Origin of the sequence: Tatumella sp. UCD-D_suzukii (genome assembly GCF_000611875.2) — a bacterium.
Taxonomy (GTDB): domain Bacteria; phylum Pseudomonadota; class Gammaproteobacteria; order Enterobacterales; family Enterobacteriaceae; genus Tatumella; species Tatumella ptyseos.
The window spans coordinates 160,707-186,748 of the sequence record NZ_JFJX01000049.1; the positions used below are offsets into that span (position 1 = coordinate 160,707).

A 26,042-nucleotide genomic window follows, 5' to 3' on the forward strand; every position below is an offset into this window, starting at 1 on the left:
CGTCCATCCTTTGACTGCGTCTGACAATAAAGTGAATCAAAAACTCTGGACCCGGAACAGATCCGCCACCAGCATGTCCGGGTTCTTCGCATAGTTGCCGCGTTTGATAATCTCTTTGGCGTAACGTAAATCCCCTGTTTTCGCCAGAGCAAAGGCCAGATTATGTTCCAGTTGCGGGTTATGGTAGCCCCGCAGATACACCGGCAGCAGCATCTGTACGGCCTCGTGGTAACGTTTCTGGACGATATAGACCATCGCGATATTGTTAACGACTGATTCTTCCTGAAAATAGGCGTTTCGCGCAGCATCAAAGCTCACCAGAGCACTTTTAAGGTCACCGTTTTCAGCCTGAATAACTCCCCGCAGGTTCAGCGCCTCCCCGCTGTGATTATCTTTATTCAGCGCCATGCCAACGAAATTCAGCGCTTCTTTATATTTTTTTAAGGAACTGAGATTTTTACTCTGCAGCAGATAGACTTTTGTCGCTGTATTTTTGCCCATCAGTTTATTCAGATGGTACAGCGAGGATTTATAATCCCCGGATAAATAATAATATTCTGCCAGTTGATAGCGGACCTCCGGCGAGTCATTGGTTTTCAGCGCTTGTTGCTTCAGACTGATAAGCCCCGAGTAATTTCGGGCTTTCAGCAGCAATTGTTCGTCACTCGAGCCTTCAGGCAGTGAGAAACGCTGCCCCCCGATGGTGGCTGATGGTTCACTGCATCCACTGACAAAACTCACCGCAATGGCGAAAAATACTGTTGTTATCCTTAACTTACCCATTGGACATCACCCTCATTACACCCGGCGCAGCGACAATCACCACGACAGGAAACATAAAAAACAGGATCAGCGGCACACTCATTTTGGCCCCGAGCTGACCGATTTTTTCTTCGGTCCCCAGCAGCTGAACTTCCCTGATCTCGCGCGCCAGTTCGATTAATTGCTCGTACATGGACGAACCGTAACGAATACTTTGCTGTAACATGGCACAAAACATCCGCGTTTCGGCGGAAGGTAATTCGCGGTAAAAATGGTCCAGAGCCACGCTCAGACCGCTGACCTCAGTACGCCTTACCAGCCTTGTCAGAAACGGGACAAAGTCAGGGTTAATCCCGTCCATTTTATCCGCCAGAAAACTGAAGGCCTGTTCGATGGTCATTCCGCACTGTACACTCACGGCCAGTAACTCGATCATCCACGGTAATTCTGCGCTAAGTGTTTTCAGCCGCCGTTTTACAAACATGGCGCGGGCCATACCGGGCAGAATAATGGTGGCAACCAGACTAAAAACGCCAGCCATCAGCCAGGATTCACGACTCAGTTCACTGCCACTGGCCCGGAAAACCACGACGATGATGCCAAAGGCCAGCACAGCCAGCAGAACTTTGCTCAGGATACTGCCATCCAGCCGGCGATAGAGATTGAGTAGCGGGTTATTCTGCTCAAGGACGGCTTCCGTATGATGATGCTCTTTAAGCTGCTGTATTTTCAGTCGGTGCGTCCCGGCATCCACCACCGTCATGGCTTTCTGCAGTTTATTCGAGCGATACTTCCGTTCACCGTAAACAGCGGCTACCAGAGCAATACCAGTAACAGCAATAAGTAATAACGGGCTTATCATCAGAGCTTCCTCATCAGAAATTTAATGACCATCAGTCCGAACAGTTCACTGCCAATCAGGTAATAGAGCAGTACTTTTCCCCGTTCATCGTGCAGCACAAACTCAAAATTTTCCGGACTGATAAATTTCAGCAGGATCAGAAAAATAAAGGGGATGGCCCCGGTGATCCGCGCGGACATCCGCATTTCTGAGGTCATGGACAGCATTTTCTTTTCCATAGCAATGCCGCTGCCAATTGAGCGCTGAAGTTTTGCCAGAACCTCTCTCAGACGGCCGCCACTGTTGATATTCAGCAGAATAGCGACAATGAAAAAATAATATTCCCGGTACGGATAGTGCTGCCAGGACTCCATAAATACCGTTTCCGCCGGTTCCCCAAGATTGAGCCGTCGTGAAAGTGTGCGAAACTCTCCTGCCAGAGCGTTATCGCGACTCTGGCTGTAATCGCTCATCGCCTGCAGAAATGTGCGCCCCGAGGAGATTGCCCCGTTAATGGTGGTCAGTGCTTCGCTAAAGTCAGCAGAAAACTGTTTCCTGCGCCGCTTTTTCAGCATGCCGTAGAACACGACAAAACACCCCACTCCGGCAACACCCGCGACCCAACTGCCAGGGAAACCAATATAGAGTCCGTTCAGTGTGGTGATCCCTGCCGCGGCCCCGGTCGGAAATGCCAGATGCTTCATCAGCATCACCGGACTTCCCGCATAAAATACCCGGTAAATCCCGGCAAGCTTTGTCAGCATAATGTGCTGTAGTCGGGACAGCAGGGACGCCTGCGTATTTTCGCTGTCTTTCTGGTTGATCAGGGATTGCAGTACCTGCCGTCTCTGTACCGAACGGGTTAACGCTTTTCGGGTTGACTGATTTCGCTGCAACACCAGCCATAACACCAGTACGGCGATAATCAGTGAGGCTAAAAACAGAACACTCATCGCTTACCCAAAAACTGTTTTCAGTAAAGTATCCAGCCCGTGTTCCCGTGCCCGGATCACAACACTGGAGCGTCCGGACAGGCCCGGCGTGGTAAAATGGCCCATCACTTTTCCCTGAACGCTGTCATCCACTTCAAAACTGAAAATGTCCTGCAGCACGATGGTGTCGCCTTCCAGCCCCATAATTTCGCTGATTTGAGTGATCTTTCTGGAACCGTCATGCAGACGGTTGGCCTGGATTATCAGGTTCACTGCGGAAGTAATATTGCGACGAATGGCTTCAATAGGCAGGCTAAGGTTGGCCATCATCACCATGTTTTCCAGACGGGCCACCGCATCACGCGGAGAGTTCGCATGCAGTGTTGTCATCGAACCGTCATGGCCGGTGTTCATCGCCTGCAGCATTTCAAAGGTTTCCCCCCCGCGACACTCCCCGACGATGATCCGATCCGGACGCATACGCAGGGTATTAATCATCAGATCCCGCATAGAGATTTGGCCGCTGTTCTCCGCCCCCGCCATGCGTGTTTCCAGGCGGACAACATGCTGCTGCTGCAACCGTAGCTCCGCGGCATCTTCCAGGGTAATAATGCGTTCATCACTATTAATATGCTGCGACAGGGCATTGAGTAAGGTCGTTTTACCGGAGCCGGTCCCCCCGGAGATGACTATATTGCTCTGGCAACGCACCGCGATAGAGAGGAAGTTAGCCATCTGTTCATTCATCGCGCCCCAGCTCACCAGATCCCTCAATGTGCGTGATACCTGGCTGAACTTACGTATGGAGATCGACGTCCCGTCCAGCGCAATGGGATTGATCACCACATTCAGCCTGCTGCCATCACTCATCCTGGCATCCACCAGCGGCTGGGATTCATCAACACGGCGGCCGACGCGACTGACCAGGCGCTTGGCAATCTCGGTCAGCTGCTGGTTATCAACAAACTTTTTACCGGTAAAGACCAGCTTCCCGCCCCGCTCCACAAAAATCTTATCCGGCCCGTTAACCAGAATGTCGCTCACCGATTCGTCTTCCATCAACTCGCGCAGGGGTCCGACCCCGAGAATTTCATCGGCCACGGCGGAGGCCAGCTCACGCGTCTCTTCCGCCGGCAGATACTGGTTCAGCTCAACACTCATCCGATGGACTGCCTGAGAGATCTCACGGATCAGTGCCGTACGATCGTCCATCAGCTTATCTATCTGATCCAGATCCAGCCGGGGCAGCACACTGCTTCGCAGACGGCGGGCCAGCGCTTCATATTTAGGGTTCATGATTAATCAGACTTCCTTGTCAGACGCTGTTTCAGCACGGATAACAGAGAGGGTTGAGTGATTTCTTTTTTCTTGCCCAGTAACAGATAGGTCATGCTTTCCAGTATCGGACGGAATTTGCCATTAACCTCCAGACTCAAAGAGGGATCACCGGCTTTCAGCATATAAGGGATAATAATGTCGGCTTGCTGACCGACAAGATCCCCCATTTCCCGGGCAATCACTTCGCCGTTAATCTTCGGATGATGCTGATTAAAACAGAGGTAAAGACGTTTAATACCGTTATTACTGTTCTGCAGGTGCGCATTCGCTTCGATAATCTTTTTGGCGATGCGGATAGAGGACAGATCCCGGTCGCAGATCAGCAGGACGCTGTCAGAATGAGTCAGTATATTTTCGATATTTTCATCAGAGGCGTTATACGCACTGAAATCAAAAACCACACACTGATGCCGGTCGTATAACGGATTATTAAAAAACCAGGCATGATTCGGTTCTTCGTACATGGCGAAGAAATTATTCTGCAGCAGCGTCACCTCATTACTGATGGCTACCCGGGAGATCAAATCCAGATTGCGGCTGCCACCGCAGCCCTGTACCAGTAAGGTCGGTGATTGTCTGATCCGCGCGATATTCTCTGCAATATGATAGCTCAGCCGCGAGGTACCAATCCCCCCTTTACAGCCGAGGATGGAGAAACGAATAGCGCTGTTTTGATCGCGAAATGGCTGTTTACCGGAGGCCAGTAATGTACCTATCGCATTAAGTTGAGACGGATAATGGCAATAACTGATCCCATGCTGCATAAAGCTGTCGGCCCGGGTCAGGGAGTCCTGTTTACCAATAGCAATCTGAATCGCACTACGGGAAATATGCAGTTCCAGCAAACCGGCGATCACTTCGACATCATCCTGTTCACTGACTTCAAAAATCACCACATCCACGTTGCCGGATTCTGTATATTTCTCAAGTTGTGAAACCGTCCCGGTGAACTGTCGTACCTCTCCGGTATTACGGATAGCCAATTGCTCGCAGACGCTATCCATCACCTCCGCATGGTCGGCTATCACCAGTACCCGATCAGCAGACTGAGCTGCCTGCTTTTCTGTATCCGAAAATAACAACATCAGACCTCCCTGTCGCTCAGTGACTACCTGCTGAATTTATTTCAGAGATACGGCGATTATTTTCAACCGCACAGCCCATGCGGGAGTCACTGTCGAAACGAAAATTACTTTCCTGCAACTGACACAGCGTATCACGCTCCCCCGGGCGGAGAAGTACGGTCACTATCCCCGGAGTGGTTCTGTTTTCACGGGCAGGTATTTTCTCTGACCGTATACTGTTTTCCGGCACGCCGGCCGTGATAAGACGTTGTTTCAGCTGGCCGACAATATCGTCGGCATCGTTCAGATACCATTGCAGAGAAATCGTACCCGACACGTAACGATGAAATGAGACGACTTCTGAGACCAGTATTTCCTGGTCAATATCACTGCGGCCCTGTAACGTAAAGCGATATCCCTCGCTCGCCATTACCCCGCAACTCCATAACGCGATTAACAGCAGGATCCCTTGCCGCATAACTGCCTCACTAGTAAATAAAACCACCCTGTTCAAGGAAACTGACAACATTTTTGCCGCCATTGTCACCGGAAAAACTATGAATATTGAAATACCGCTCCAGTAAGGTACTGCGTTGCCATGCCGGTAAGGTCACCTGAGAGGAAGACACCGGACGTACCAGATTGACCGTGGCCACCACCACTAATTCTGTTTTTTCGCGATGTGCCGAAGTCGAACGGAAAAATGCTCCCAGCACCGGAATGTCGCCGATAAAAGGTACCTTTTTCAGCACTTCCTGTTCGGATTCACTCAGCAGGCCAGCCAGTACAAAACTCTCACCATCCGCCAGTTCAATGGTGGTTCTGGCCTTACGGGATTTCAGTGTGGGCAAATAGTAGGATTCAGAGGTTGTAGTATTCTGGCTGTCAACATTGCTGACTTCCTGATAAATCATCAACCGGACTTTCTGACTGTTTTCCACCTTCGCGCCCAGCGTCATGCGAACACCAATTTCTTTATATTCGACACTGCTGCCATTTGAAGAACTGGTCACCACAGGAATTTCACCGCCGACCAGAAAATCTGCCGTCTCTCCTGACAGCACCGACAAATTAGGTTCGGCCAGTACCCTGGCGACCGATTCATTACCCAGTGCATGGATCATAGACGTCAGTTCAGAGGCATTAAATTTCAGCTTATTGAGTACAAAATTTCCGACACTGCTGGCTTGCCCCCACTCAATGCCGAGGCTATCACTGTAACTTTTATTGAGTTCGACCACGGATATTTTGACATTCACCTGATTGGCCTGAGGCAGACGCATCCGGTTCTGCAATTTCTTGTAGCTGACACGATTAAGTAGTGCGACATTGACACTCCCCAGGCTGTCCGTACTCATCTGTGTGGTGCCGGTGTCACTTTCCATACCCAGGGCCTCACCGACTATCTGATAAATAGCGTCGCGGCTTTCTTCATCCACAGCCACGCCTGACAATACGTAGCTTTCGCCGACTTTACGGAGTTCTATCGTGGATCCCGGGAACTGATCCTGGATCTGTGAGGCGAGTTTACCGACTAAAGGATCAACCACCACTTTGATCTTACGGGTGGCATCATTCTGGACTAACAGGATCTCACCGACACCATTCTGGATACCGTAAATCACGACTTCACGATCGCTTATCAGGTTGTAGTCCACGACTTCCGGGTCGGTGGTAAATACCGTGTCTATCACTGTATTCACTTTCAGCGTCCTGGCTCCGCCTTTTGAAAGATAAAGAGTTTCCGCAGTGACACTGAGCGGAAATAACAGGCAAAACATCAGTAAGCATTTCAACCACACTTTTCCGGCAATACCTGCGGAAAATCTGCTGTCGGGGCGTTTCATTGTGCTTTTCCTTGCATTTTACCGGGGGTGACCTTGGGTTGCTCTTCCTTAACAACCGGGAACAGCACCAGCTCATAATTATTCGTAACCAGAAATAACCGTTTCAGATCAGCCTGGCTGAGTTCGAGATCGACACTCAGTGAGCCTTTCCCCGTCGATTTATCATCAACCTCAATCAGCGACTGACGGGCCAGCAAAGAAGCACTGGCTTTTTCAGGCCGGCTGATCACCCGTCGTGCTTTAAAAATACGAAACATATTCAGCCCGGACTCACCGTTGAGCAGCGACTGACGGTGAGTACGCTGACTTCCCGGACGCTGAGCATCAAAACGGAGATACACATCCACCCTGTCTCCAGGCCGGAGATGCTGGATAGCGCCGGTATAGCGCTCGTAGATCAGCGCGCTGTAGCGGATCATATGTTTTCCGGGCTGCTGATTTATCGGGTCGATCAGGGTAATTTCCCCGGCAGAAAGACGTTCACCTGCCGCTTTATCCACCTGCAGAAAATATCCTACTGGCGAGTCCGGCATCTCTGTCTGGCCTGCCTCTGCCGTTATGCCAGCCTCTGCCGGCGGGCTTTTATGACGGGTAATATCATCGTCTGTCAGACGACTACCGGCACTCAGCGCCCGGGTGGTAACGAAATACGTTACCTGTTTCTGTGTTTCCTCAGTGTCAGCCGACGGTGAGCTGTCTCCGCTCATAAGCAAACCACTGACGCCAACCACAAGTAACAGAACCGCGATAATAACTAACAGTCTTTGATTCACTGTTCATCCTGTTTATCCCAAAAGGTGAAATAAATATCCGCAACTAATTGCAACCCCATAGGGTAATGTTATTTTATGACGACTCCCTGTCATCTTATGGAGCAATACTGTTACCAGGATCAACGGCAAACCCGACAGTGTGATGAGAAAAATGAATGCCGGGATGTCTGCACCGGGTAAAGACAGGCTCAGTGCGGCAATCAGTTTAATATCACCGGCCCCGATAATATTTGCCAGTACCAGTAATACACCTGTGACGAATATCATTAATGTCCAGATCAGATTAACCGGTTCAGGATGCGTTAATGTCGAAATAAAAGACAACAGTGCAATAATAATGACTGTCCTGTTTTTTATTTCCCTGAACATAATATCGGTATAACAGACACTGATCAGTAACAGCAGTATCATGGTCAGACACAGAGTATTTATCATCTGTTTTATTCACAGGATAAGGAGGGCAGACCTTCCCTCCTTATAATTAAAATTCAGTCGTTACTTGATAGTGCCATTAATATTATTGGATAGCGTATTAAATTTATCGGTTATCGCCTTGACGAAAGAACCATCGTCACTTCCGAAAACAGTCAATAACATCGCACTTACTGCAACGGCGATGACAGCATATTCTATGGCTGTTACGCCGTTCTCTTTACGCATCGCCTGGCAGATACGACGTCCGCCCTCACTGAGGGCCATCTGGACTTTCAGAGATAATGAAGTCAGTTGTTCAGTCATTAGTCATCATCCTTAACTTTGAAATATAAAAAACAATTAACATTTATTGTCGATATGACAATGCGGTTTTCAGCACTGTACGATGATAATACGTTGACAAAAATAATATTCAAGCGACAGGGAGTATTAATAAAAATGACAGTGTACCGATATTATCTGCAAACTGACACACAGCCTGATTTTCAGGCCTGACCGACAAAAACACCCATTTCATGTCGTGTATTTTTCTTATTTACCCCGTTCAGAAACGATACCAATGTAAATGTTTTAGCTGTTATCTTTACATGAAGTGATAATTATTCCTTTAGATATTCACCAATATATTTAACAAAGCAACAATAAAGAGTCCGAAAGCATCTCATCACGTTTAATTTATGTTGCGACAATTTATAATGTTATGCTATGAATGTCAGAATTAATCTCTTAATTCAGTACCATTCATAGGGAACATGTATCGATGCTGACTAAACAGACAATAAAACAACAGATGATTGATGACATCAGTCAGATGATAATTATTGGCACATTAAAAAAAGGAGATTTCCTGCCTTCTATTCGTACCATGGGCACCCGGTACAAAGTTTCGCGAGGCACTGTATTACTGGTCTATAAGACGCTGGAATCTCTGGGCTATATCCAGGGGCATGAACGCAGCGGCTATCTGGTGACTGGCGGGTTCCTGCCTGCGGCTTCAGAGTCTAAGCCGGTCAGAACTCCCTCAGTAGCTACGGAAAAATATCCGGAAGAAAAAAAAAAGACACTGGAATTTTCTCAGTGGTTGGGATGCAGCAACCGCGTGCAGTTACCCAAACACTTTATCCGTCGCTGGTTTGAAGAGAGCGGGACGCTTTCACACCCCACGAACGGTGAATTGTCAGATAAAAATGATCAGTCGCTGAAAAAAAATCTCTGCCGGTTTATACGAATTTCCCGCGGAGTCACCCTGCAGCCGGAGCATCTTTTTCTGCTACCGGGGCTACAGGAAGCCTTGTTACTGATAGCGAAAAGTATCGCGGTAATTCGCCAGCAACCGGTACTGCTGATTGAAGACCCCTGCCCGCCAAATATTCGTGAATTATTCGAGTGTTTAGATTTCACCGTCATTCCCATTGGCGTCGATAGTGAGGGCATTCGGGTGGAAGACTTTCCGGATAGCGGCGCTGATCTTATCTTTACCTCACCGGCACACCAGTTTCCGATGGCTATCCCTTTGGGTGAGTCCCGACGTAAAATGCTCAATGAATGGGCCTCCCGTCATGACTCTCTGATCATCGAAAATGACAGTTTTGCCATGCTGGGGTTCGGTCAGTCAGTGATCCCGACACTCAGTCATCGTTATCCGAATCCGCGGATTATTTATCTTACCCAGCTTTCGGAACTGACCGGCAGCGGAATGAATGTCAGCTGTATTGTTGCCCCTCAGCCATTGATGCAGCCCCTCCGGACGCTGGCTCCATTGCTGGTCAGTGATATCCATCCTCTGACCCGGTCGTTACTCAGCGCATTTCTGGAATCCAGCCGTTTTATGAAATATCTGACCAGTAGTATGCAGTCCCGCCGCCAGAAGGCTGCGCTGGCTCTGGGCGGGTTACAGTATCTGCCGGAACCTTGCTGTCACGGACAGGAAAATGCCAGTTTCTACACCTTTCACGCTGATATCAATGAACTGCCTGAAGGACTTCTCGATCGCTATTTTTTTCCGGTGAATCTGTTCCGTCATCCGTCAAGAGCAGGTATGTACAGCAATAACACTCTGGTTTATCCGTTTGGTTTACTGAGCTGTAATGAAATAGAAAAAATCAATTATCAGCTACGCCTGTCGCAGCAACGTTCAGTCACTGCCGGATAACGAGGCATTCCCTGTTTGCAGGTATAAAAAAAGCCCCTCCGGTCTGCCGGAGGGGCTATTCAACGAAGATAAGGAAAAGGCTTATGCCTGACCTTTGATCTCTTTACGGCCGTTAAACTGCGCTTTATGGCCCAGAGCTTCTTCGATACGGATCAGCTGGTTGTATTTCGCAACACGGTCAGAACGGCTCATTGAACCGGTTTTGATTTGACCAGCCGCAGTCCCTACCGCCAGGTCAGCAATAGTCGCATCTTCAGTTTCACCGGAACGGTGTGAAATGACCGCGGTGTAGCCGGCATCTTTTGCCATCTTAATGGCAGCCAGCGTTTCGGTCAGTGAACCAATCTGGTTGAATTTAATCAGGATGGAGTTAGCGATACCTTTTTCGATACCTTCCTTCAGGATTTTGGTGTTGGTCACGAACAGGTCATCACCCACCAGTTGCAGCTTATCGCCCAGAACTTTAGTCTGGTAAGCAAAACCATCCCAGTCAGATTCGTTCAGACCATCTTCGATGGAAACGATAGGATACTGCTGAGTCAGTTCTTCCAGGTAATGGGTGAATTCCTGAGAGGTAAAGGTTTTACCTTCGCCTTTCAGTTCATAGTTACCGGTTTCTTTGTTATAAAACTCAGAAGCCGCACAGTCCATCGCCAGAGTGACGTCTTTACCTAACTCATAACCTGCCGCTTTAACCGCTTCAGCGATAACCGCCAGCGCTTCAGCATTGGATGCCAGGTTAGGGGCATAACCGCCTTCGTCACCGACTGCAGTATTCAGGCCTTTCGCCTTGAGTACTTTCGCCAGGTGATGGAAAACTTCAGAACCGATGCGGATAGCTTCTTTGATGCTGGAAGCGCCTACCGGCTGGATCATGAATTCCTGAATATCGACGTTATTGTCCGCGTGCTCACCACCGTTGATGATGTTCATCATAGGCAGTGGCATAGAAAACTTGCCGGCAGTACCGTTCAGTTCAGCAATGTGAGCGTAAAGAGGCAGGCCTTTAGACGCTGCAGCCGCTTTTGCCGCTGCCAGAGAAACGGCCAGAATCGCGTTAGCACCGAATTTAGATTTATTTTCGGTACCGTCCAGATCGATCATGATTTTATCGATATTGGCCTGGTCTTTCGCATCTTTACCTGTGACTGCTTCAGCAATGGGTCCGTTAACAGCCGCAACTGCTTTCGTGACACCTTTGCCCAGGAAACGAGATTTATCGCCATCACGCAGTTCCAGTGCTTCACGGGACCCCGTAGAAGCGCCTGACGGTGCAGCTGCCAGTCCAACGAAACCACCTTCCAGATGTACTTCTGCTTCAACAGTCGGGTTACCACGTGAGTCGATAATTTCGCGACCGATGACTTTTACGATTTTGGACATTCGTTTTTCCTCAGTACAAGTTAAGCTAAAACTTCTTAATCCTAAGACAAGCAACGCGCGAAAAGTTCGCGCGTTGCAGTGATAAGCTTACTTCGCCAGACTTTTCTGATGCTCAACCGATGCTTTGACAAATCCTGAGAACAACGGGTGACCATCACGCGGGGTCGAGGTAAATTCAGGATGGAACTGGCAGGCCACAAACCACGGATGGTTAGGGTTTTCAATAATTTCTACCAGCTGGTCATCTCCGGAACGACCCGCAATCCGCAAACCTGCCGCCTCGATAGGCTTCAGTAACAGATTATTCACTTCATAGCGATGACGATGACGTTCAACAATCGTTGATGTCCCATACATCTGACGCACCAGACTGTCATCAGACAACTGGCAGGCCTGGCTTCCCAGACGCATGGTGCCGCCAAGATCGCTCTTTTCATCACGCACTTCAACACGACCTTCTTCATCGCGCCATTCAGTGATCAATGCAACCACCGGCGATTTACAGTTCGGGTCAAATTCCGTTGAGCTTGCCCCGGTCATACCGGCAACATTACGCGCAAACTCAATTAACGCAATCTGCATACCGAGGCAAATCCCCAGATAAGGGATTTTATTCTCACGGGCATACTGAGCTGCAAGAATTTTGCCTTCGATACCCCGGGTACCAAAACCGCCAGGGATCAGGATAGCATCCAGTCCGTTGAGTAACTCAACACCACGGGTTTCGATATCCTGAGAATCAATCAGTTTGATATTCACTGTGACGCGGTTTTTCAGACCCGCGTGTTTCAATGCTTCAATCACTGATTTGTAAGCATCCGGCAGTTCTACATATTTACCGACCATACCGATAGTGACTTCGCCACCCGGATTGGCTTCTTCATAAATGACCTGTTCCCATTCGGAAAGGTCAGCCTGCGGTGCATTCAGATTAAAACGCTTACAGATAAAGTCGTCCAGGCCCTGAGACTTCAGCAGTCCCGGGATTTTATAAATAGAATCGACATCTTTCAGTGAGATAACCGCTTTCTCTGCCACGTTACAGAACAGCGCAATCTTAGCGCGTTCGTTGGCTGGGACGGCACGATCTGAACGACAAATCAGTACGTCCGGCTGAATACCAATCGACAGCAGTTCTTTTACGGAGTGCTGAGTCGGTTTGGTTTTCACTTCACCGGCCGCCGCCATATAAGGAACCAGCGTCAGGTGCATGTACAGGGTATGTTCACGACCCACATCGACCGCCATCTGACGAATGGCTTCCAGGAATGGCAGTGATTCAATATCACCGACGGTTCCGCCGATTTCAACCAGTACCACATCATGGCCTTCGCCGCCTTCAATAATGCGCTCTTTGATGGCATTAGTGATGTGCGGGATCACCTGAATGGTCGCCCCCAGGTAGTCACCGCGACGTTCTTTACGCAGAACTTCAGAGTAAATACGTCCGGTAGTAAAGTTATTACGGCGTGACATACGGGTACGGATAAAACGCTCGTAATGCCCTAAGTCAAGATCCGTTTCTGCACCATCATCAGTGACAAATACTTCACCATGCTGAGTCGGGCTCATGGTGCCTGGATCGACGTTAATATAAGGGTCGAGCTTCATAATGGTCACTTTCAGACCACGAGCTTCAAGAATAGCTGCCAGGGAGGCTGCAGCAATGCCTTTACCCAGAGAGGATACGACCCCGCCGGTCACAAAAATATAGTTCGTTGTCATGCTGAACCTGAGAGTTAAGGTTTAAAGACGGTGGAATCACCAGGACGGGAAAACAGTATACCCGAAAGCCGCATCCGCCACAATTGATGATTCATTGACTCTTCACTCTGCGTAACCGACACTTTACGGCAAACTCTCGCCGCTATACTTGATTTTCATCACAATTTTGTGGGTTTTTCGCAAAAAGCTGAAACGAGTTAGCCTGCTGAATAAAAGTTATTTATCACTTTCTGATGGCGGATTGATGACGGACGGAGTAAAAACTGCGCGACTTAACACCGCAGGCTGAAGCAACCGCTCTGCCGGAAGGTTATCCACGCGGAACCGGGCCGGCCGCCGGGATCACAGAAAGCCCGCTCACCGGATAGCGCATCTTCTGGCCACGGAAAAGTCAGCCGGGAAAATCAGAGGCGTTGTGCAGAGGGTTGCCTGTTAAATAGTCTCAGGATTTTTCCTGCTGTTTTACCTGCTGCCAGGCCGCTTCCATCTGCTCCAGGGTTGCCCCCGGCATCGTCAGTCCTTGTGCTGCAATAATGCTTTCGACCTGACGAAACCGTTTTTCGAATTTATCATTCGCTTTTTGTAACGCCGTCTCGGCTTTACTGCCAAGATGACGGGAAAGGTTAACCGTGGCGAACAGCAGGTCCCCTATTTCCTCCTCCAGCCGCTGCGGGTTAATCTCATCGCGGCTGGCCTCTTCCATCACCTCAGCAATTTCTTCATGCACTTTGTCCAGTACCGGCCCGGTTTCATTCCAGTCAAAACCGACATTGCTGCAACGTTTCTGGATTTTATAGGCCCGCATCAGGGCTGGCATTGCCCGGGGAATATCATCCAGCGCGGAATGCTGCGACTTATCCTGTCGCTCCTGCTGTTTCAGCGCTTCCCAGTGCTGATTGATATCTTTCACCTGTTTATCCTGCGGTGAGGCAAAGATATGCGGGTGCCTGCGTTCCAGTTTACTGCTGATGCTCTGACAGATATCGCTGAAATCAAACAGATTCTGTTCCTGAGCTATTTGTGCATAGAACACGACCTGGAACAGCAAATCGCCCAGTTCTTCCCGCAGTTCAGTGAAGTCCCCACGCTGAATCGCATCAATCACTTCATACGTTTCTTCTAAGGTATACGGGGCAATGGAGGCAAACGTCTGCTGTTTATCCCACGGACAACCGTGTTGCGGGTCACGTAATTGCTGCATAAGGCTCAGCAAATGCTGTAATGAGGATTCTGATGTGTTCATGGCATTCTCAACGAAGGAGGGCAAAACCATCCCCGGTCAGCCAGAGGCTGACCGGGGATCGGAGGCCGGTTAATGACGGCGTTTGGCATCGATAATGTCAGGCACCTGATTCAGACGGGCAATAATACGGCCCAATACCTGCTGATTATAAATTTCGATATCCATGTCGATGGTGGCGAGCTGTTTTTTCGTATCGCTGTGGCTGGAAACCCCCAGTACATTCACCTTTTCATTGGCCAGAATGGTCGTAATATCACGCAGCAGACCGCTGCGATCATTGGCAATGACCCTCACCACCAGTGAATATCCGCTGGAATAGCTCTCACCCCAGACGGCATCGACAATACGTTCCGGCGCATGATTCGTCAGCTCCGCCAGCTGATCACAATCGGCCCGGTGGATAGAGATCCCCCGCCCCTGGGTAATGAAGCCGACGATATCGTCCCCCGGGATAGGCTGACAGCAACGGGCAATATGGTGCATCAGATTACCGACGCCCTCGACCACCACGCGGCCACTCTCTTTTCCGGCATTGTGATTACTGTGTGATTTCTGAGTCAACTGACGTAGGGCTTCCCTGTCTTCTTCCTCGGCTGTCGGTTTATTCAGCTTGCCCTGCAGATAGTTCACCATCTGGTTAAGCCGGATGTCACCGCCACCAATGGCCGCCAGGATTTCATCCATAGAGGTCATGTTGTAACGCGGCAACAGCAACTTTTCCGCCTCTTTCAGGCTGATATCCAGATGGCTCAGTTCACTGTCCAGAATCTGCCGTCCGGCCAGGATATTTTTATCGCGATCCTGTTTACGGAACCAGGCATGCACTTTGGCACGACCACGGCTGGTAGTAATATACCCGAGGTTCGGATTCAGCCAGTCCCTGCTTGGGTTCGGCTGTTTCTGGGTAATCACTTCAACCTGATCACCCATCTGTAACTGATAGGTGAAAGGCACAATCCGTCCGCTGATTTTGGCACCGATACAGCGATGTCCGATATCACTGTGGATATGGTAGGCAAAGTCCAGCGGTGTCGAGCCGGCAGGCAGGTCGATGACATCCCCTTTCGGCGTAAACACATACACCCGGTCGTCAAACACCTGACTGCGGACTTCCTCGAGCATTTCACCGCTGTCAGCCATTTCTTCCTGCCAGGCGATCAGTTTACGCAACCAGGCAATACGCTCTTCGTGACCCGCCGCACCACGGGTATTGCTGATGCCCGGACCTTCTTTATATTTCCAATGCGCAGCGACCCCCAGTTCAGCATCTTCATGCATCTGCCGGGTACGGATTTGTATTTCGACCGTTTGCCCGCGAGGCCCCAGGACCACGGTGTGGATAGACTGGTAGCCGTTAGGTTTAGGGTTGGCGACATAGTCGTCAAACTCACTGGGCAGGTGCCGGTAAAGAGTATGCACGATACCCAATGCGCCATAACAGTCCTGCAGGCGGTCAGCCACTATCCGCACGGCACGTACATCAAACAACTCATCAAAAGACAGGGCTTTCTTTTGCATCTTGCGCCAGATGCTATAGATATGTTTCGGCCGCCCATAGACTTCAGCCCTGACGCCTTCCCGGGCCATTTCCTGACGCAGATTATCGACGAAATTTTCGATATATTGTTCGCGATCGACCCGCCGCTCATGCAGCAATTTAGCGATACGCTTATATTCTTCCGGGTGCAGATAGCGGAAACAGTAATCTTCCAGTTCCCATTTTAACTGACCGATCCCCAGGCGGTTTGCCAGCGGCGCATAGATATTGGTGCTCTCTTTCGCCGCCAGAACTCGTTCATCTTCCGGCGCATCTTTCATTTCGCGCAGATGGGCGACCCGCTCTGCCAGCTTGATCACCACACAACGGAAGTCTTCAACCATCGCCAGCAACATGCGGCGGACATTATCCACCTGCTCAGAGGCCATTGAATCGTTATGGGTCGCTTTCAACTGGCGGATGGCATCCATATCCCGGACACCATGCACCAGCGAAACAATTTCCCTGCCAAACCGCTCTTCCAGTTGCTCTTCGGTGACCACCTCTTCGTTAGCCAGCGGGAACAGCAACGCAGCGCGCAGTGTATCGTTGTCCATACTGAGTTCGGTCAGTATTTCGACCATCTCGATACCACGCCACAGTAACATCGGCTGAAGAGGATGGTGACGGGTCCCGGTTTCGCAATAACGCCAGCAGTCCGCCAGTCGCTGACAGGATTGCTCATTGGCGATCCCCAGACTGGCAATCCACTGTTCGAGGGCAAATTCCCCTGCCGTATTCATATGCGCACTTCTTACCGCAACCATAACTTCTCCTGCATGACGGCCTGCCTGGCCGTTTAGGTTCTGCTGAACAGCACCATGGATTCCAGATGACTGGTATGAGGGAACATATCCAGCATCGTCACCCGTTCCGCAATATAGCCTGCTGCCATCAACGGCTCACTGTCACGAGCCAGAGTGGCGGGATTACAGGACACATACACTATACGTTGTGGTGCCAGCGCAATGATATGCGCCATTATTCCGGCGGCACCGGCCCTTGCCGGATCGAGCAAAACTTTGGTGAACCCCTGCGATGCCCAGGGTTGTCCTGTCACATCCTGTTCCAGATCGTGCCGGTAGAACGTGACATTATGTAAATCATTATCCTGCGCATTATACGCAGCCTGCTGAACTAATGTTGCTACCCCTTCAACACCGACAACATTCTCAACATACTGCCCGACAGGCAGGGTGAAGTTCCCCATTCCGCAAAACAGGTCCAGCACCCGGTCGCCGGGCTGCAATGCCAGCCAGTCGATGGCCGTAGTCACCATTTGCTGATTCACCTTGTCATTGACCTGGATGAAATCCTGCGGACTGAAAGAAAGCTTCAGGTTATGCGACTGATAATAAGGCATTTCTCCGCAAATGTGTTGCAGTGTGTTGTTGTCCGGTGCAAGGAACAACATTAACTGATGGCTTTGCGAAAATCGTTCCAGTTTTTCTTTATCTGCCACAGAAAAGGGTTTCAGATGGCGTAAAACCAGCACCACACCATTATCTGCCTGTACCAGCTCGGCATGTCCGAGATCCCGCGCACCCTGTAATCCGCTTAAACACTGTCTCAGTTCGGGCAGCAAACGCTCAAGGGGTTGCACCATAACAGGGCATTGACGGATATTCACAATCTCGCTGCTGCCACTTTTACGAAACCCCATCTCCAGCCGCTGCTGTTTATTATCCCAGCGCAGGCTCAGCCGGGCACGTCGCCGGTAATGCCAGCTGTCTCCGCGGATCACCTGTTCCACGTTCAACGGTTGCGAACTGTTGTGATTCAGCATTCTTTCCAGTGCATTCTTTTTACTTTGCTGCTGGAGTGCCTCACTGACGTGCTGCTGCTGGCAGCCCCCACATTCACCATAATGAGGACAACGTGCAACCACCCGGTCAGGACTTTGCGTGAGGAGTCGGGTTGCTTTACCGCGGGAATAGTGACGTTTATCTTCCTGCACTATCACCTGCACTTTTTCTCCGGGCAGTGCACCGCTGACAAACAGGGCTTTTCCCTGATAACGCGCCACGCCCTGACCAAACGGGTCAAGCTCATCAATCGTTACCGTGAGTTCTTTGCGGGGCTTCGCGCGCCTGGCAGCGGAATAAAATTGCACCATCAGTAATGTGTTCTCTTAATATGGCAGATTATCAGAGGCATGCCGGGGATCCCGGCAACAGAATGTATTTTACCCGTTCCGTAAAATTCTGCAGATAATGATACGGAAAAACAGGCGAAATGTAGCGTAAAAAAGACAAATACATTAACAAATCTTTCCACTTGTCGTCAGCCCTGCCTGCCGGGAAAAGGTCATATTACCAGGGATAATCATGAAAAGCTGAGTATTGCCGGTCTCTGAAACCGCCGGCATGGCAGATTGCCTGAAATGCATCGGTGGCTGACAGAAACAGCGTCGTCACCGGAAAGAGTGGCAGAAAAGAGCTCTTTCTGCCTTGCGGGAGGTCGGGCGCATAAACGCGGGCAGGAAAGGCTCTCCTGCCCGCGTTTATGCAGACTACAATAAGGTTATCCAGTGTTCTACCCAGGGTAATGCCACCTCTTCGGGTACCGGGTGCTCCTGCGCATCAATCAGCAGGATCTCACCAATACGCTGTGCCTGGTGCTCCTGCAACAACTGTTCAAAAGCCTGACCGGCCCCGCAATACTCCTGATAACTGCTGTCCCCCAATGCAATCAGCCCGTAACGTACTGTTGGCTGGTAACCGCACTGGTCTTTCATATCGCTATAGAGCCTGGCGATAGTGTCCGGAAAATCGCCCTGCCCGGTCGTGGAGGTAATAATTAACCGGATTTGCAGGCTTTCATCCAGCCACTGACTGAGTTCAGGTTCTTCATACAGGTGAACCTGGTGTCCGGCGGCTTCCAGCAATGGCAGAGCTTCTTCGGCTATAAGCTGTGAATTGCCATACACGGTGCCGATAAAAATTCCGATACTGGCCATTACTGCTCCTCCGTCGCTGGCGGGTCTGTCAACAGGGCGGACCGGGGTAAGTCCGGTAACTGCGCCTGCCAGTCAAAATGCTCAAAGGCCGTTTGCCAGACCGTATCCAGACTTGCATGCAGGCGTAATGGCTCCCCGGTCACCGGGTGCGTTAGCATCAGCCGGGAGGCGTGTAACATCAGTCGCTGACATCCGAAATGTTCGGCGGCACCGCGATTCTGACGTAAATCCCCGTGATTAGTATCACCGATAATAGGATGCCGCAGGTGCGACATATGGCGACGCAATTGGTGCTTACGACCGGTTTGCGGAGTGAGTTCCACCAGAGTGTAACGACAGGTGGAATAGCGCCCGATAGGCACCGGCATTTCAACCTGTGCCAGTGGCTGATAACGAGTCAGAGCAGACTGAGGTTCGGTAGGTGCGGCAGAATGTTTATCTGCAATCTTATCCCGCTCTTCCATCAACGGATAGTCCAGTACCCCTGCCTCTGTCAGCCAGCCACGCACGATGGCATGATAGGTTTTTTCCAGCTGATGCTGTTCGAACTGTTGTGATAACAGCCGTGCAACCTCGGAAGATAATGCGAAGATCAACACCCCGGACGTCGGGCGGTCGAGACGATGGACAGTAAAAACATGCTGGCCTATCTGGTCGCGCAATGTCTGCATGACGAAAGTGGTTTCATGCCGATCCAGCCAGCTGCGGTGGACAAGCATACCTGCGGGCTTGTTGACGGCAACCAGCCACTGATCCTGATAAATAATTTCAAGCATTAAGGTGTTTCTTGTTCAAAAAGACCATCAAGTTGCCTTAAGGTCAGTAACAATACCGGACGTACGCTGAGCTGAGGCTCCAGCGCCATTTCAAAATAAGGGGCGATGGCCAGTTTTTCAGGTAACCCGGCTCCGGCATCGATAATCGCCGTCATACGGGGAATGAAAATCCACTGTAACCATTCCAGAGGATGCAGGGTATCCAGGCTGAAGGGCTGGTCGCTTTGCAACGCGCTCTCTGCTGGCGCCGTTTCCTGCCATAGCTCATGGTCCCGTAAGATCTGTTCAAGTTGCGACAGTCGCTGCAGGACAATATATTGCTCAGCCACCGGTATTCTCCTATTCCTGATAAAAACCGCGCCAGCATATCATTACACAGGGGAAAAGTGATGAGCATAAAAAAGGGAGTACTGTAAAAATACAGTACTCCCAGTCTGTTCGCAGCAATCCGGCTACAATCGTGCTCCCTGCGTTCATTGAGCTTTATCAGTATCCGCCTGGTCATCCTGACCGGACTTTCTGGCTCAATGCGTCACTGTCTATCCCCGACAGTAACTTCCCTCCTGCGGAGGGGGGTTTAGCTCAGGCAGAGCAGGTTACTTCATCCTGAAACAACCTTACGGTATCTGACATCCATAACAGATACCACCATCCCTGGGTTGCTTTCATCCTGAAAACAAGTAACTTCCCCGGCCTCCTGCCAGTAGGTGCCATTCTGTCAGAGTCACCATTTTCCGCAACGAGATTTTTACAGTAAAAATCTTAATTAGCGTTATAATTCAATATCCTTTAAAGTAACCTTATGAAATAGGAAGGCTTTATATAAAGAGTCATACCAGGTTAAAAACACTATTTATTGATCTGAATCAAGTTAACAATTGCCTTCTATTACACAAATATCAGGATTACCGGTTATTTCGTAACAATACCTTCGGATTTATTAATAAAATCAGCCAGTGACGGTGCCAGTGTTTCACGTTTTTTGGTTCCAAGTGATTCCAGGATAACTTCACCGCTCAGGTTACAGACCGAAATAATTTCGGTGTCGTGATCGGTAGCGGCAATAAACAGCGTCGGACTCTGCTTCAGCCGACGTTTCATCACCAGGTGTCCGATTAAATTCTCCTGCACCCGACTAAAATCCTCTTCATTCCAGACCTGTAATAACGTCATCACACGCCCCTGCCAAACGGCCTGCATATCCGCCGCGAACTGAGCGGTATACCAGGCGACAACGGCAGGCTGGATCACAATATCCAGCGCACGCTCTACCGCTTCCAGCGTCGCCGGTAACGTAAACGGCCGGGGTTGCCAGAACACTCCCTGCTCGTCACTGTACTCAACACAGGGAGAATCGATTCCCGCGAGTGCTTCACTCAGCGGAAAATGGCCGGTTTGCTGCTGCCAGTTCTCACAATAGCGGCGGGTAAAGGCGTGTAAAGCATCTAAGGTTTGCTGCATCATTCATTTTCTCACTTCTGATCGGGTACACTGAGCACAACGTTTACTTTATCCGTGGTACTTTCATGACTCATTATGACCAACATCAGGCCCTGGAAGGTCTGACCCTGGGGAAAAAAACTTCCTACACTGAACACTATGCTCCGGAGTTATTACAACCGGTCCCGCGAAGCCTCAACCGTGACGGGTTGGGTTTACAGGAAGGTAACCTGCCCTTTCATGGCGAAGACCTCTGGACATTGTACGAACTCTCCTGGCTGAATGACCAGGGCGTTCCGCGCGTTGCTATCGGCTACGTGGCTCTCTGCGCCACCAGCCGTAATCTGATTGAATCGAAAAGTTTTAAACTCTATCTGAATAGTTTCAATCAGACAAAATTTGCAGATACTGAAACCGTCAGAGCCACGCTTGAAAAAGATCTCAGCGCTTGTGCCGGCGGAAAAGTCACAGTGACACTCTCCAGCCTCAGTGAGGCGGAAGGACAGCCGGTCGGCCATTTCGCCGGAGAGTGCATCGACGACCTGCCGATCACTGTCGATAATTACAGCTTTGATAATAATCTGCTGCAAGACGCCACCACGTCCGACATCGTCGAAGAGACGCTGGTCAGCCATCTTCTGAAATCCAACTGTCTGATCACTCAACAGCCTGACTGGGGCTCTGTGATGATCCGCTATCGCGGTCCACGGATAGAGCGTGAAGCACTGCTACGTTACCTGCTCTCTTTCCGCCAGCATAATGAATTCCACGAACAGTGTGTTGAGCGCATTTTCAATGACCTGATGCAGTTTTGCCAGCCGGAACAACTGACCGTCTATGCCCGTTACACACGCAGAGGTGGCCTGGACATTAATCCGTGGCGCAGTAACGTGGCATTCGAAGCCCCTGTCGCCCGGCTGGCCCGTCAGTAAACTCCGTAACCCCCCGTAATCATCACAGGAAATAACTACTTATCACTTGTGAAAATCCGTACGCCAGCGATACTCTGAAGCACCGGCCAGATAAAAACAGGGCCGGACAGGGAGCCGGCGTCACGGTAAATGATTTTACAGCCGCTGTGTGATGCAGCAGTTCCCCGCGGGGAGTAAGGAGTTCTCTTGATTACACATATCAGCCCTCTTGGGGCTATGGATCTGCTTTCACAACTGGAAGTAGATATGCTGAAAAGAACCGCCAGCAGTGACCTGTATCAGTTATTCCGCAACTGCTCACTGGCGGTGCTCAATTCCGGCAGCCTGACGGATAATAGTCAGCAACTGCTGTCACAGTTTGCAGACTTCGATATTAACGTCTTGCGTCGCGAGCGCGGCGTAAAGCTGGAGCTGATTAATCCGCCGGAAAATGCCTTTGTCGACGGTCAGATCATCCGCTCCCTGCAGGCGAACTTATTTGCCGTGTTACGGGATATCCTGTTCGTCACCGGTCAGCTGAATCATTCGGCACGTTTTCGTGAACCTAACCCGAAAGATTCGGCCTACATCACCAATATGGTGTTTTCAATTTTGCGTAATGCCCGTGCTCTGCATGTGGGTGAGTTACCGAATACGGTGGTGTGCTGGGGAGGGCATTCAGTAAACCCTGTGGAATACCAGTATTGCCGGGATGTCGGAACGCAGTTAGGTCTGCGTGAACTTAATATTTGTACCGGCTGTGGCCCGGGCGTGATGGAAGCGCCGATGAAAGGAGCCGCTGTCGGCCACGCACAGCAGCGCTACCGTGAAGGACGTTTTATCGGCATGACCGAACCGTCGATTATCGCTGCTGAACCACCGAACCCGCTGGTTAATGAACTGATTATCATGCCGGATATCGAAAAACGGCTGGAAGCCTTCGTCCGTATCGCGCACGGGATCATTATCTTCCCGGGAGGCGTCGGGACGGCCGAAGAACTACTCTATCTGCTGGGCATTATGATGCATCCGCACAACCAGCAGCAGGTTCTGCCGCTGATACTGACCGGGCCGAAAGAAAGTGAAGACTATTTCCGTGTGCTGGATGATTTTATTATCAATACCCTGGGCGAGGCGGCCACCCGTCATTACCGGATTATTATTGATGATGCCCATGCGGTGGCAAAAACCATGAAGCAGGCGATGCCCGCCGTGAAAGAGTACCGCCGTCAGACCGGCGATGCGTACAGTTTTAACTGGTCACTGCGTATCGAACCGGAACTGCAACTGCCGTTCCAGCCGACCCATGCCAATATGTCAGCCCTTAACCTGAACCAGGATCAGCCGAAAGAGAAACTGGCCGCAGATTTGCGCCGGATGTTCTCAGGGATCGTGGCAGGAAATGTGAAAGACATCGGGATCCGCGAAATCCGGGCCCACGGACCGTTTAAAATTCATGGTGATGCCGATATCATGCACCGCATGGATGAAATGTTACAGGGGTTCGTCGCTCAACACCGGATGAAACTTCCGGGCAGTGCGTATGTCCCTTGCTACGAAATCATCAGGTAGCCTCTCTGTTTACCGGCCAGCCGCCGGTAAGCAGCTTCTGTTTTTACTTTACGCAGTTTTCAGCGTTTATATTCTCCGGCAATTATGACTTATCATCTACTGATCATCGATGCACTGAACCTCATTCGCCGAATCCATGCGGTTCAGGGTAATCAGTGTCTGACCGGCACCCGTGCCGCCCTGCGCCAGTTACTGCAACACACCCAGCCCACCCATGTGGTCGGCGTATTTGATAACCCGCATCAGCGTGAAGGCTGGCGACACCAGGTACTGAGTGAATATAAAGCCGGTCGTCCGGAGATGCCGGAAGAGTTGCGCCTGCTGATGCCTGCCCTGCATCAGGTATTTGCTGAAAGCGGTATTCATTGCTGGCATGCCACCGACGATGAGGCCGATGACCTGGCCGCTACCCTGGCCTGTAAAATGGCGCAGGCTGGCCAGCAAACCACCATTGTGTCGACAGACAAAGGTTACTGCCAGTTGCTGGTGCCCGAAATTCGCTTACGTGACTACTTTCAGAAACGCTGGCTGGATGTGCCTTTTATCCGGCAGCAATACGGTGTCTCCCCCGGACAATTGCCGGATTACTGGGGGCTTTGCGGTATCGCAGGGAGCAAAATTCCCGGTGTGGCTGGGATAGGGCCAAAGAGTGCGGCAGAGCTTATCCGCCGTTTTGATAATCTGGAGACGCTTTTTCAGCAACTGGATCAGGTAGAAGAAAAGTGGCGTAAGAAATTACAGGGCGCGCAGGAAATTGCGCTGATCTCCAGACAGGTTGCCCGACTGGCAACCTGTCTGGATTTACAGGGAAACCTGAAAAGCCTGCGTTATCTGCCCGCGACGGGCAGGTAACGCAGTTTATTCGCGTTCGTCACGACGTCCTGGCGCGGCTCCCCAGATACGACGAACATGGACGGTGATCTCTTCGCGATCGTGGTAGAGGTGACGCGCCTGGATCTGTGCATTGATCCCCCCGGCCTGCAGCGATTCCGCGATCATTTGCAGGTTCTGAGTGACTTCTTCATAGCGTTTTTTCATCGGCAGTTTCAGGTTAAAAATGGCTTCCCTGCACCAGCCATTGATCAGCCATTCTGTCATCAGTGCCGCGACTCTGACCGGTTTTTCCACCATATCGCAGACAAGCCAGGTCACATTCGATTTTGCCGGACGGAATTTAAAGCCATCCTCGCGGCAATGGATCACCTGTCCGGTATCCATCAGCGCAGGGGCCATTGGTCCGTTATCGACCGCATACACCATCATACTGCGTTTCACCAGCTGATACGTCCAGCCGCCCGGACAGGCTCCCAGATCCACCGCATACATTCCGCTCCCCAGACGCTCGTCCCATTCATCTGCCGGCACAAAAACATGGAATGCTTCTTCCAGTTTTAACGTTGAACGGCTCGGGGCATCGGACGGAAACTTCAGCCGCGGGATCCCCATAAACAACGGAGAGTTGTTTTCCGGGTAAGAGTAACCGACATAGCAGGTACCGGAGGCAATAAAGAAAACATGCACGACCGGACGCTTTGCCGATTCATAATTCAGCAGAATACCGTTCTGACGTAATGCAGCCCGTAGTGGCACCGTGAATTTTCGGCAGAATTTAAGCAGTTCTTTGGCTTCATTAGTATCGGGGACTTCAACACGCAGTTCTCCCCCCTTTTCAACGGCCCCCGTCAGCATGCCACACACCGGAGTGATACGATCGTCCGGCGGTAAATCCCGTAATAATTCACCGACCACTATCATCTGTCGGGCAAAGATCAGTGATGCAAACGGGATCTGACGGATCAATTTATCGGCATCTTCATACTGATAACATTCAAAAATCACGTAGCCCGAATTATCCTTCACCCGCGCAAAACCAAACACTTCCAGTGCTGTGGCACGGGCGGTGATTTCTGCCGCACATTCTTTTTCAAACCCGGAACGACAATAGAGTAAAACCTTATTCATGGCTGCCTGCCTTTCGTTTCAGACGCAGAGCGCCAATCAACATCAAAAACCATCCGGCCAGGAAGCAAAGGCCTCCGACCGGCGTCACAAAAACTAAAAACATCAGATGAGACAGTGCCAGGCAGTAAAGACTGCCGCTGAAGAGAACTGTCCCTAACGCAAGGAGTGCTGCACTCCAGTAAAACCAGATATTCGCCCTGCGCAGCATTGCCGATGCCAGGCCAAGAATAGCCAGCGTATGGTACGCCTGATATTCAAGGCCGGTATGGATCCAGGCCATCTCATTGCTGCTCAGGGTTTTACTTAACACATGGGCGCCGAAAGCACCGAAAGCCACCAGTAAAAAACCGCTGATGGCGGCAAAAATAAACATCGTGCGGCTGGACATGT

25 protein-coding genes are annotated in these 26,042 nt (G+C 50.6%); 4 read left to right on the top strand and 21 right to left on the bottom strand.

The genetic code is table 11. From position 1 onward, the window contains the following. Positions 1-36: 36 nt before the first annotated feature. Genes CG67_RS08950 through CG67_RS08995 form a run of 10 tightly spaced genes read right to left on the bottom strand, consistent with a single transcriptional unit; the run spans position 37 to position 8,295 of the window. Positions 37-783 (bottom strand): lipopolysaccharide assembly protein LapB, encoded by a 747-nt coding sequence (locus CG67_RS08950; RefSeq protein WP_025902610.1) that lies wholly within the window; start codon positions 781-783, stop codon positions 37-39. Then, a complete protein-coding gene (locus CG67_RS08955; protein WP_025902611.1) occupies positions 776-1,624 on the bottom strand; it encodes a type II secretion system F family protein in 849 nt (282 codons plus the stop codon). Before CG67_RS08955 ends, CG67_RS08950 begins: the two co-directional genes overlap by 8 nt. Beyond that, positions 1,624-2,556 (bottom strand): type II secretion system F family protein, encoded by a 933-nt coding sequence (locus tag CG67_RS08960; RefSeq protein WP_025902612.1) that lies wholly within the window; start codon positions 2,554-2,556, stop codon positions 1,624-1,626. The genes CG67_RS08955 and CG67_RS08960 overlap by 1 nt, the downstream gene beginning before the upstream one ends. 3 nt (positions 2,557-2,559) lie before the next feature. Then, positions 2,560-3,831, bottom strand: coding sequence for a CpaF family protein (locus CG67_RS08965; protein ID WP_025902613.1), 1,272 nt, complete (start codon positions 3,829-3,831; stop codon positions 2,560-2,562). 2 nt (positions 3,832-3,833) lie between these two features. Further along, positions 3,834-4,958: a hypothetical protein gene (locus CG67_RS08970; RefSeq protein WP_025902614.1), complete on the bottom strand. Its 1,125-nt coding sequence runs from the start codon at positions 4,956-4,958 to the stop codon at positions 3,834-3,836. A gap of 16 nt (positions 4,959-4,974) precedes the next feature. Then, positions 4,975-5,415, bottom strand: coding sequence for a hypothetical protein (locus tag CG67_RS08975; RefSeq protein WP_025902615.1), 441 nt, complete (start codon positions 5,413-5,415; stop codon positions 4,975-4,977). 10 nt (positions 5,416-5,425) lie between these two features. Further along, a complete protein-coding gene (locus CG67_RS08980) occupies positions 5,426-6,784 on the bottom strand; it encodes a type II and III secretion system protein family protein (protein ID WP_025902616.1) in 1,359 nt (452 codons plus the stop codon). Next, positions 6,781-7,557: an SAF domain-containing protein gene (locus tag CG67_RS08985; protein ID WP_025902617.1), complete on the bottom strand. Its 777-nt coding sequence runs from the start codon at positions 7,555-7,557 to the stop codon at positions 6,781-6,783. Before CG67_RS08985 ends, CG67_RS08980 begins: the two co-directional genes overlap by 4 nt. A 12-nt stretch (positions 7,558-7,569) precedes the next feature. Then, positions 7,570-7,992, bottom strand: coding sequence for a prepilin peptidase (locus CG67_RS08990; RefSeq protein WP_051170717.1), 423 nt, complete (start codon positions 7,990-7,992; stop codon positions 7,570-7,572). Between the two features lie 60 nt (positions 7,993-8,052). Further along, a complete protein-coding gene (locus CG67_RS08995) occupies positions 8,053-8,295 on the bottom strand; it encodes a Flp family type IVb pilin (protein ID WP_025902619.1) in 243 nt (80 codons plus the stop codon). 457 nt (positions 8,296-8,752) lie between these two features. Between CG67_RS08995 and CG67_RS09000 the strand changes: the two genes are divergently transcribed. Continuing rightward, complete coding sequence (locus tag CG67_RS09000) at positions 8,753-10,144, top strand: PLP-dependent aminotransferase family protein (protein ID WP_025902620.1); 1,392 nt, start codon at positions 8,753-8,755, stop codon at positions 10,142-10,144. Between the two features lie 81 nt (positions 10,145-10,225). Here the strand turns inward: CG67_RS09000 and eno are convergent, their stop codons facing one another. From eno to syd, 9 genes are all read right to left on the bottom strand, one after another. Beyond that, a complete protein-coding gene (eno, locus tag CG67_RS09005; protein WP_025902621.1) occupies positions 10,226-11,527 on the bottom strand; it encodes a phosphopyruvate hydratase in 1,302 nt (433 codons plus the stop codon). An 87-nt stretch (positions 11,528-11,614) separates the two neighbouring features. Continuing rightward, a complete protein-coding gene (gene pyrG / locus CG67_RS09010) occupies positions 11,615-13,252 on the bottom strand; it encodes a glutamine hydrolyzing CTP synthase (protein WP_025902622.1) in 1,638 nt (545 codons plus the stop codon). Between the two features lie 442 nt (positions 13,253-13,694). Further along, entirely contained in the window at positions 13,695-14,495 is an 801-nt protein-coding gene (mazG, locus tag CG67_RS09015; RefSeq protein ID WP_038024753.1) for a nucleoside triphosphate pyrophosphohydrolase, read from the bottom strand. A 69-nt stretch (positions 14,496-14,564) separates the two neighbouring features. Beyond that, positions 14,565-16,799: a GTP diphosphokinase gene (gene relA / locus CG67_RS09020; protein WP_025902624.1), complete on the bottom strand. Its 2,235-nt coding sequence runs from the start codon at positions 16,797-16,799 to the stop codon at positions 14,565-14,567. 32 nt (positions 16,800-16,831) lie between these two features. Continuing rightward, on the bottom strand, positions 16,832-18,148 hold the full coding sequence (rlmD, locus tag CG67_RS09025) for a 23S rRNA (uracil(1939)-C(5))-methyltransferase RlmD (protein ID WP_025902625.1): 1,317 nt from the start codon (positions 18,146-18,148) through the stop codon (positions 16,832-16,834). A gap of 396 nt (positions 18,149-18,544) precedes the next feature. After that, positions 18,545-18,991, bottom strand: coding sequence for a flavodoxin (locus tag CG67_RS09030; protein WP_025902626.1), 447 nt, complete (start codon positions 18,989-18,991; stop codon positions 18,545-18,547). Next, positions 18,991-19,767 (bottom strand): tRNA pseudouridine(65) synthase TruC, encoded by a 777-nt coding sequence (truC, locus tag CG67_RS09035; protein ID WP_025902627.1) that lies wholly within the window; start codon positions 19,765-19,767, stop codon positions 18,991-18,993. Before truC ends, CG67_RS09030 begins: the two co-directional genes overlap by 1 nt. Next, positions 19,767-20,096, bottom strand: coding sequence for a YqcC family protein (locus tag CG67_RS09040; protein ID WP_025902628.1), 330 nt, complete (start codon positions 20,094-20,096; stop codon positions 19,767-19,769). The genes truC and CG67_RS09040 overlap by 1 nt, the downstream gene beginning before the upstream one ends. A gap of 583 nt (positions 20,097-20,679) precedes the next feature. Beyond that, positions 20,680-21,231 (bottom strand): SecY-interacting protein, encoded by a 552-nt coding sequence (syd, locus tag CG67_RS09045; protein ID WP_025902629.1) that lies wholly within the window; start codon positions 21,229-21,231, stop codon positions 20,680-20,682. 62 nt (positions 21,232-21,293) lie between these two features. Here syd and queF point away from each other — a divergent pair, with 62 nt between their 5' ends. The 3 genes from queF to xni all read left to right on the top strand — a co-directional run bounded on the left by queF (position 21,294) and on the right by xni (position 24,542). Next, complete coding sequence (gene queF, locus CG67_RS09050; RefSeq protein WP_025902630.1) at positions 21,294-22,139, top strand: NADPH-dependent 7-cyano-7-deazaguanine reductase QueF; 846 nt, start codon at positions 21,294-21,296, stop codon at positions 22,137-22,139. 186 nt (positions 22,140-22,325) lie between these two features. Further along, a complete protein-coding gene (ppnN, locus tag CG67_RS09055) occupies positions 22,326-23,690 on the top strand; it encodes a nucleotide 5'-monophosphate nucleosidase PpnN (protein ID WP_025902631.1) in 1,365 nt (454 codons plus the stop codon). An 84-nt stretch (positions 23,691-23,774) separates the two neighbouring features. Then, complete coding sequence (gene xni / locus CG67_RS09060) at positions 23,775-24,542, top strand: flap endonuclease Xni (RefSeq protein ID WP_025902632.1); 768 nt, start codon at positions 23,775-23,777, stop codon at positions 24,540-24,542. Positions 24,543-24,548: 6 nt separating this feature from the next. Here the strand turns inward: xni and rlmM are convergent, their stop codons facing one another. Next, the gene (gene rlmM, locus CG67_RS09065; RefSeq protein ID WP_025902633.1) at positions 24,549-25,652 is read right to left on the bottom strand and encodes a 23S rRNA (cytidine(2498)-2'-O)-methyltransferase RlmM; all 1,104 of its coding nucleotides are present in this window, start codon (positions 25,650-25,652) and stop codon (positions 24,549-24,551) included. Then, entirely contained in the window at positions 25,645-26,040 is a 396-nt protein-coding gene (locus CG67_RS09070; protein WP_025902634.1) for a DUF423 domain-containing protein, read from the bottom strand. Before CG67_RS09070 ends, rlmM begins: the two co-directional genes overlap by 8 nt. Between the last annotated feature and the right edge of the window lie 2 nt (positions 26,041-26,042).

Excerpts from the sequence above, each read along its gene's own strand:
- syd (WP_025902629.1), bottom strand. The coding sequence starts at position 21,231 with ATGATGCAGCAAACCTTAGATGCTTTACACGCCTTTACCCGCCGCTAT.
- pyrG (WP_025902622.1), bottom strand. The coding sequence starts at position 13,252 with ATGACAACGAACTATATTTTTGTGACCGGCGGGGTCGTATCCTCTCTG.
- queF (WP_025902630.1), top strand. The coding sequence starts at position 21,294 with ATGACTCATTATGACCAACATCAGGCCCTGGAAGGTCTGACCCTGGGG.
- CG67_RS08995 (WP_025902619.1), bottom strand. The coding sequence starts at position 8,295 with ATGACTGAACAACTGACTTCATTATCTCTGAAAGTCCAGATGGCCCTC.
- CG67_RS09000 (WP_025902620.1), top strand. The coding sequence starts at position 8,753 with ATGCTGACTAAACAGACAATAAAACAACAGATGATTGATGACATCAGT.
- CG67_RS08975 (WP_025902615.1), bottom strand. The coding sequence starts at position 5,415 with ATGCGGCAAGGGATCCTGCTGTTAATCGCGTTATGGAGTTGCGGGGTA.
- CG67_RS08965 (WP_025902613.1), bottom strand. The coding sequence starts at position 3,831 with ATGAACCCTAAATATGAAGCGCTGGCCCGCCGTCTGCGAAGCAGTGTG.
- CG67_RS09030 (WP_025902626.1), bottom strand. The coding sequence starts at position 18,991 with ATGGCCAGTATCGGAATTTTTATCGGCACCGTGTATGGCAATTCACAG.
- CG67_RS08955 (WP_025902611.1), bottom strand. The coding sequence starts at position 1,624 with ATGATAAGCCCGTTATTACTTATTGCTGTTACTGGTATTGCTCTGGTA.
- CG67_RS08990 (WP_051170717.1), bottom strand. The coding sequence starts at position 7,992 with ATGATAAATACTCTGTGTCTGACCATGATACTGCTGTTACTGATCAGT.
- CG67_RS08980 (WP_025902616.1), bottom strand. The coding sequence starts at position 6,784 with ATGAAACGCCCCGACAGCAGATTTTCCGCAGGTATTGCCGGAAAAGTG.
- truC (WP_025902627.1), bottom strand. The coding sequence starts at position 19,767 with ATGCTTGAAATTATTTATCAGGATCAGTGGCTGGTTGCCGTCAACAAG.
- CG67_RS09070 (WP_025902634.1), bottom strand. The coding sequence starts at position 26,040 with ATGTCCAGCCGCACGATGTTTATTTTTGCCGCCATCAGCGGTTTTTTA.
- rlmM (WP_025902633.1), bottom strand. The coding sequence starts at position 25,652 with ATGAATAAGGTTTTACTCTATTGTCGTTCCGGGTTTGAAAAAGAATGT.
- CG67_RS08960 (WP_025902612.1), bottom strand. The coding sequence starts at position 2,556 with ATGAGTGTTCTGTTTTTAGCCTCACTGATTATCGCCGTACTGGTGTTA.
- eno (WP_025902621.1), bottom strand. The coding sequence starts at position 11,527 with ATGTCCAAAATCGTAAAAGTCATCGGTCGCGAAATTATCGACTCACGT.
- xni (WP_025902632.1), top strand. The coding sequence starts at position 23,775 with ATGACTTATCATCTACTGATCATCGATGCACTGAACCTCATTCGCCGA.
- CG67_RS08950 (WP_025902610.1), bottom strand. The coding sequence starts at position 783 with ATGGGTAAGTTAAGGATAACAACAGTATTTTTCGCCATTGCGGTGAGT.
- rlmD (WP_025902625.1), bottom strand. The coding sequence starts at position 18,148 with ATGGTGCAATTTTATTCCGCTGCCAGGCGCGCGAAGCCCCGCAAAGAA.
- mazG (WP_038024753.1), bottom strand. The coding sequence starts at position 14,495 with ATGAACACATCAGAATCCTCATTACAGCATTTGCTGAGCCTTATGCAG.
- relA (WP_025902624.1), bottom strand. The coding sequence starts at position 16,799 with ATGGTTGCGGTAAGAAGTGCGCATATGAATACGGCAGGGGAATTTGCC.
- CG67_RS08970 (WP_025902614.1), bottom strand. The coding sequence starts at position 4,958 with ATGTTGTTATTTTCGGATACAGAAAAGCAGGCAGCTCAGTCTGCTGAT.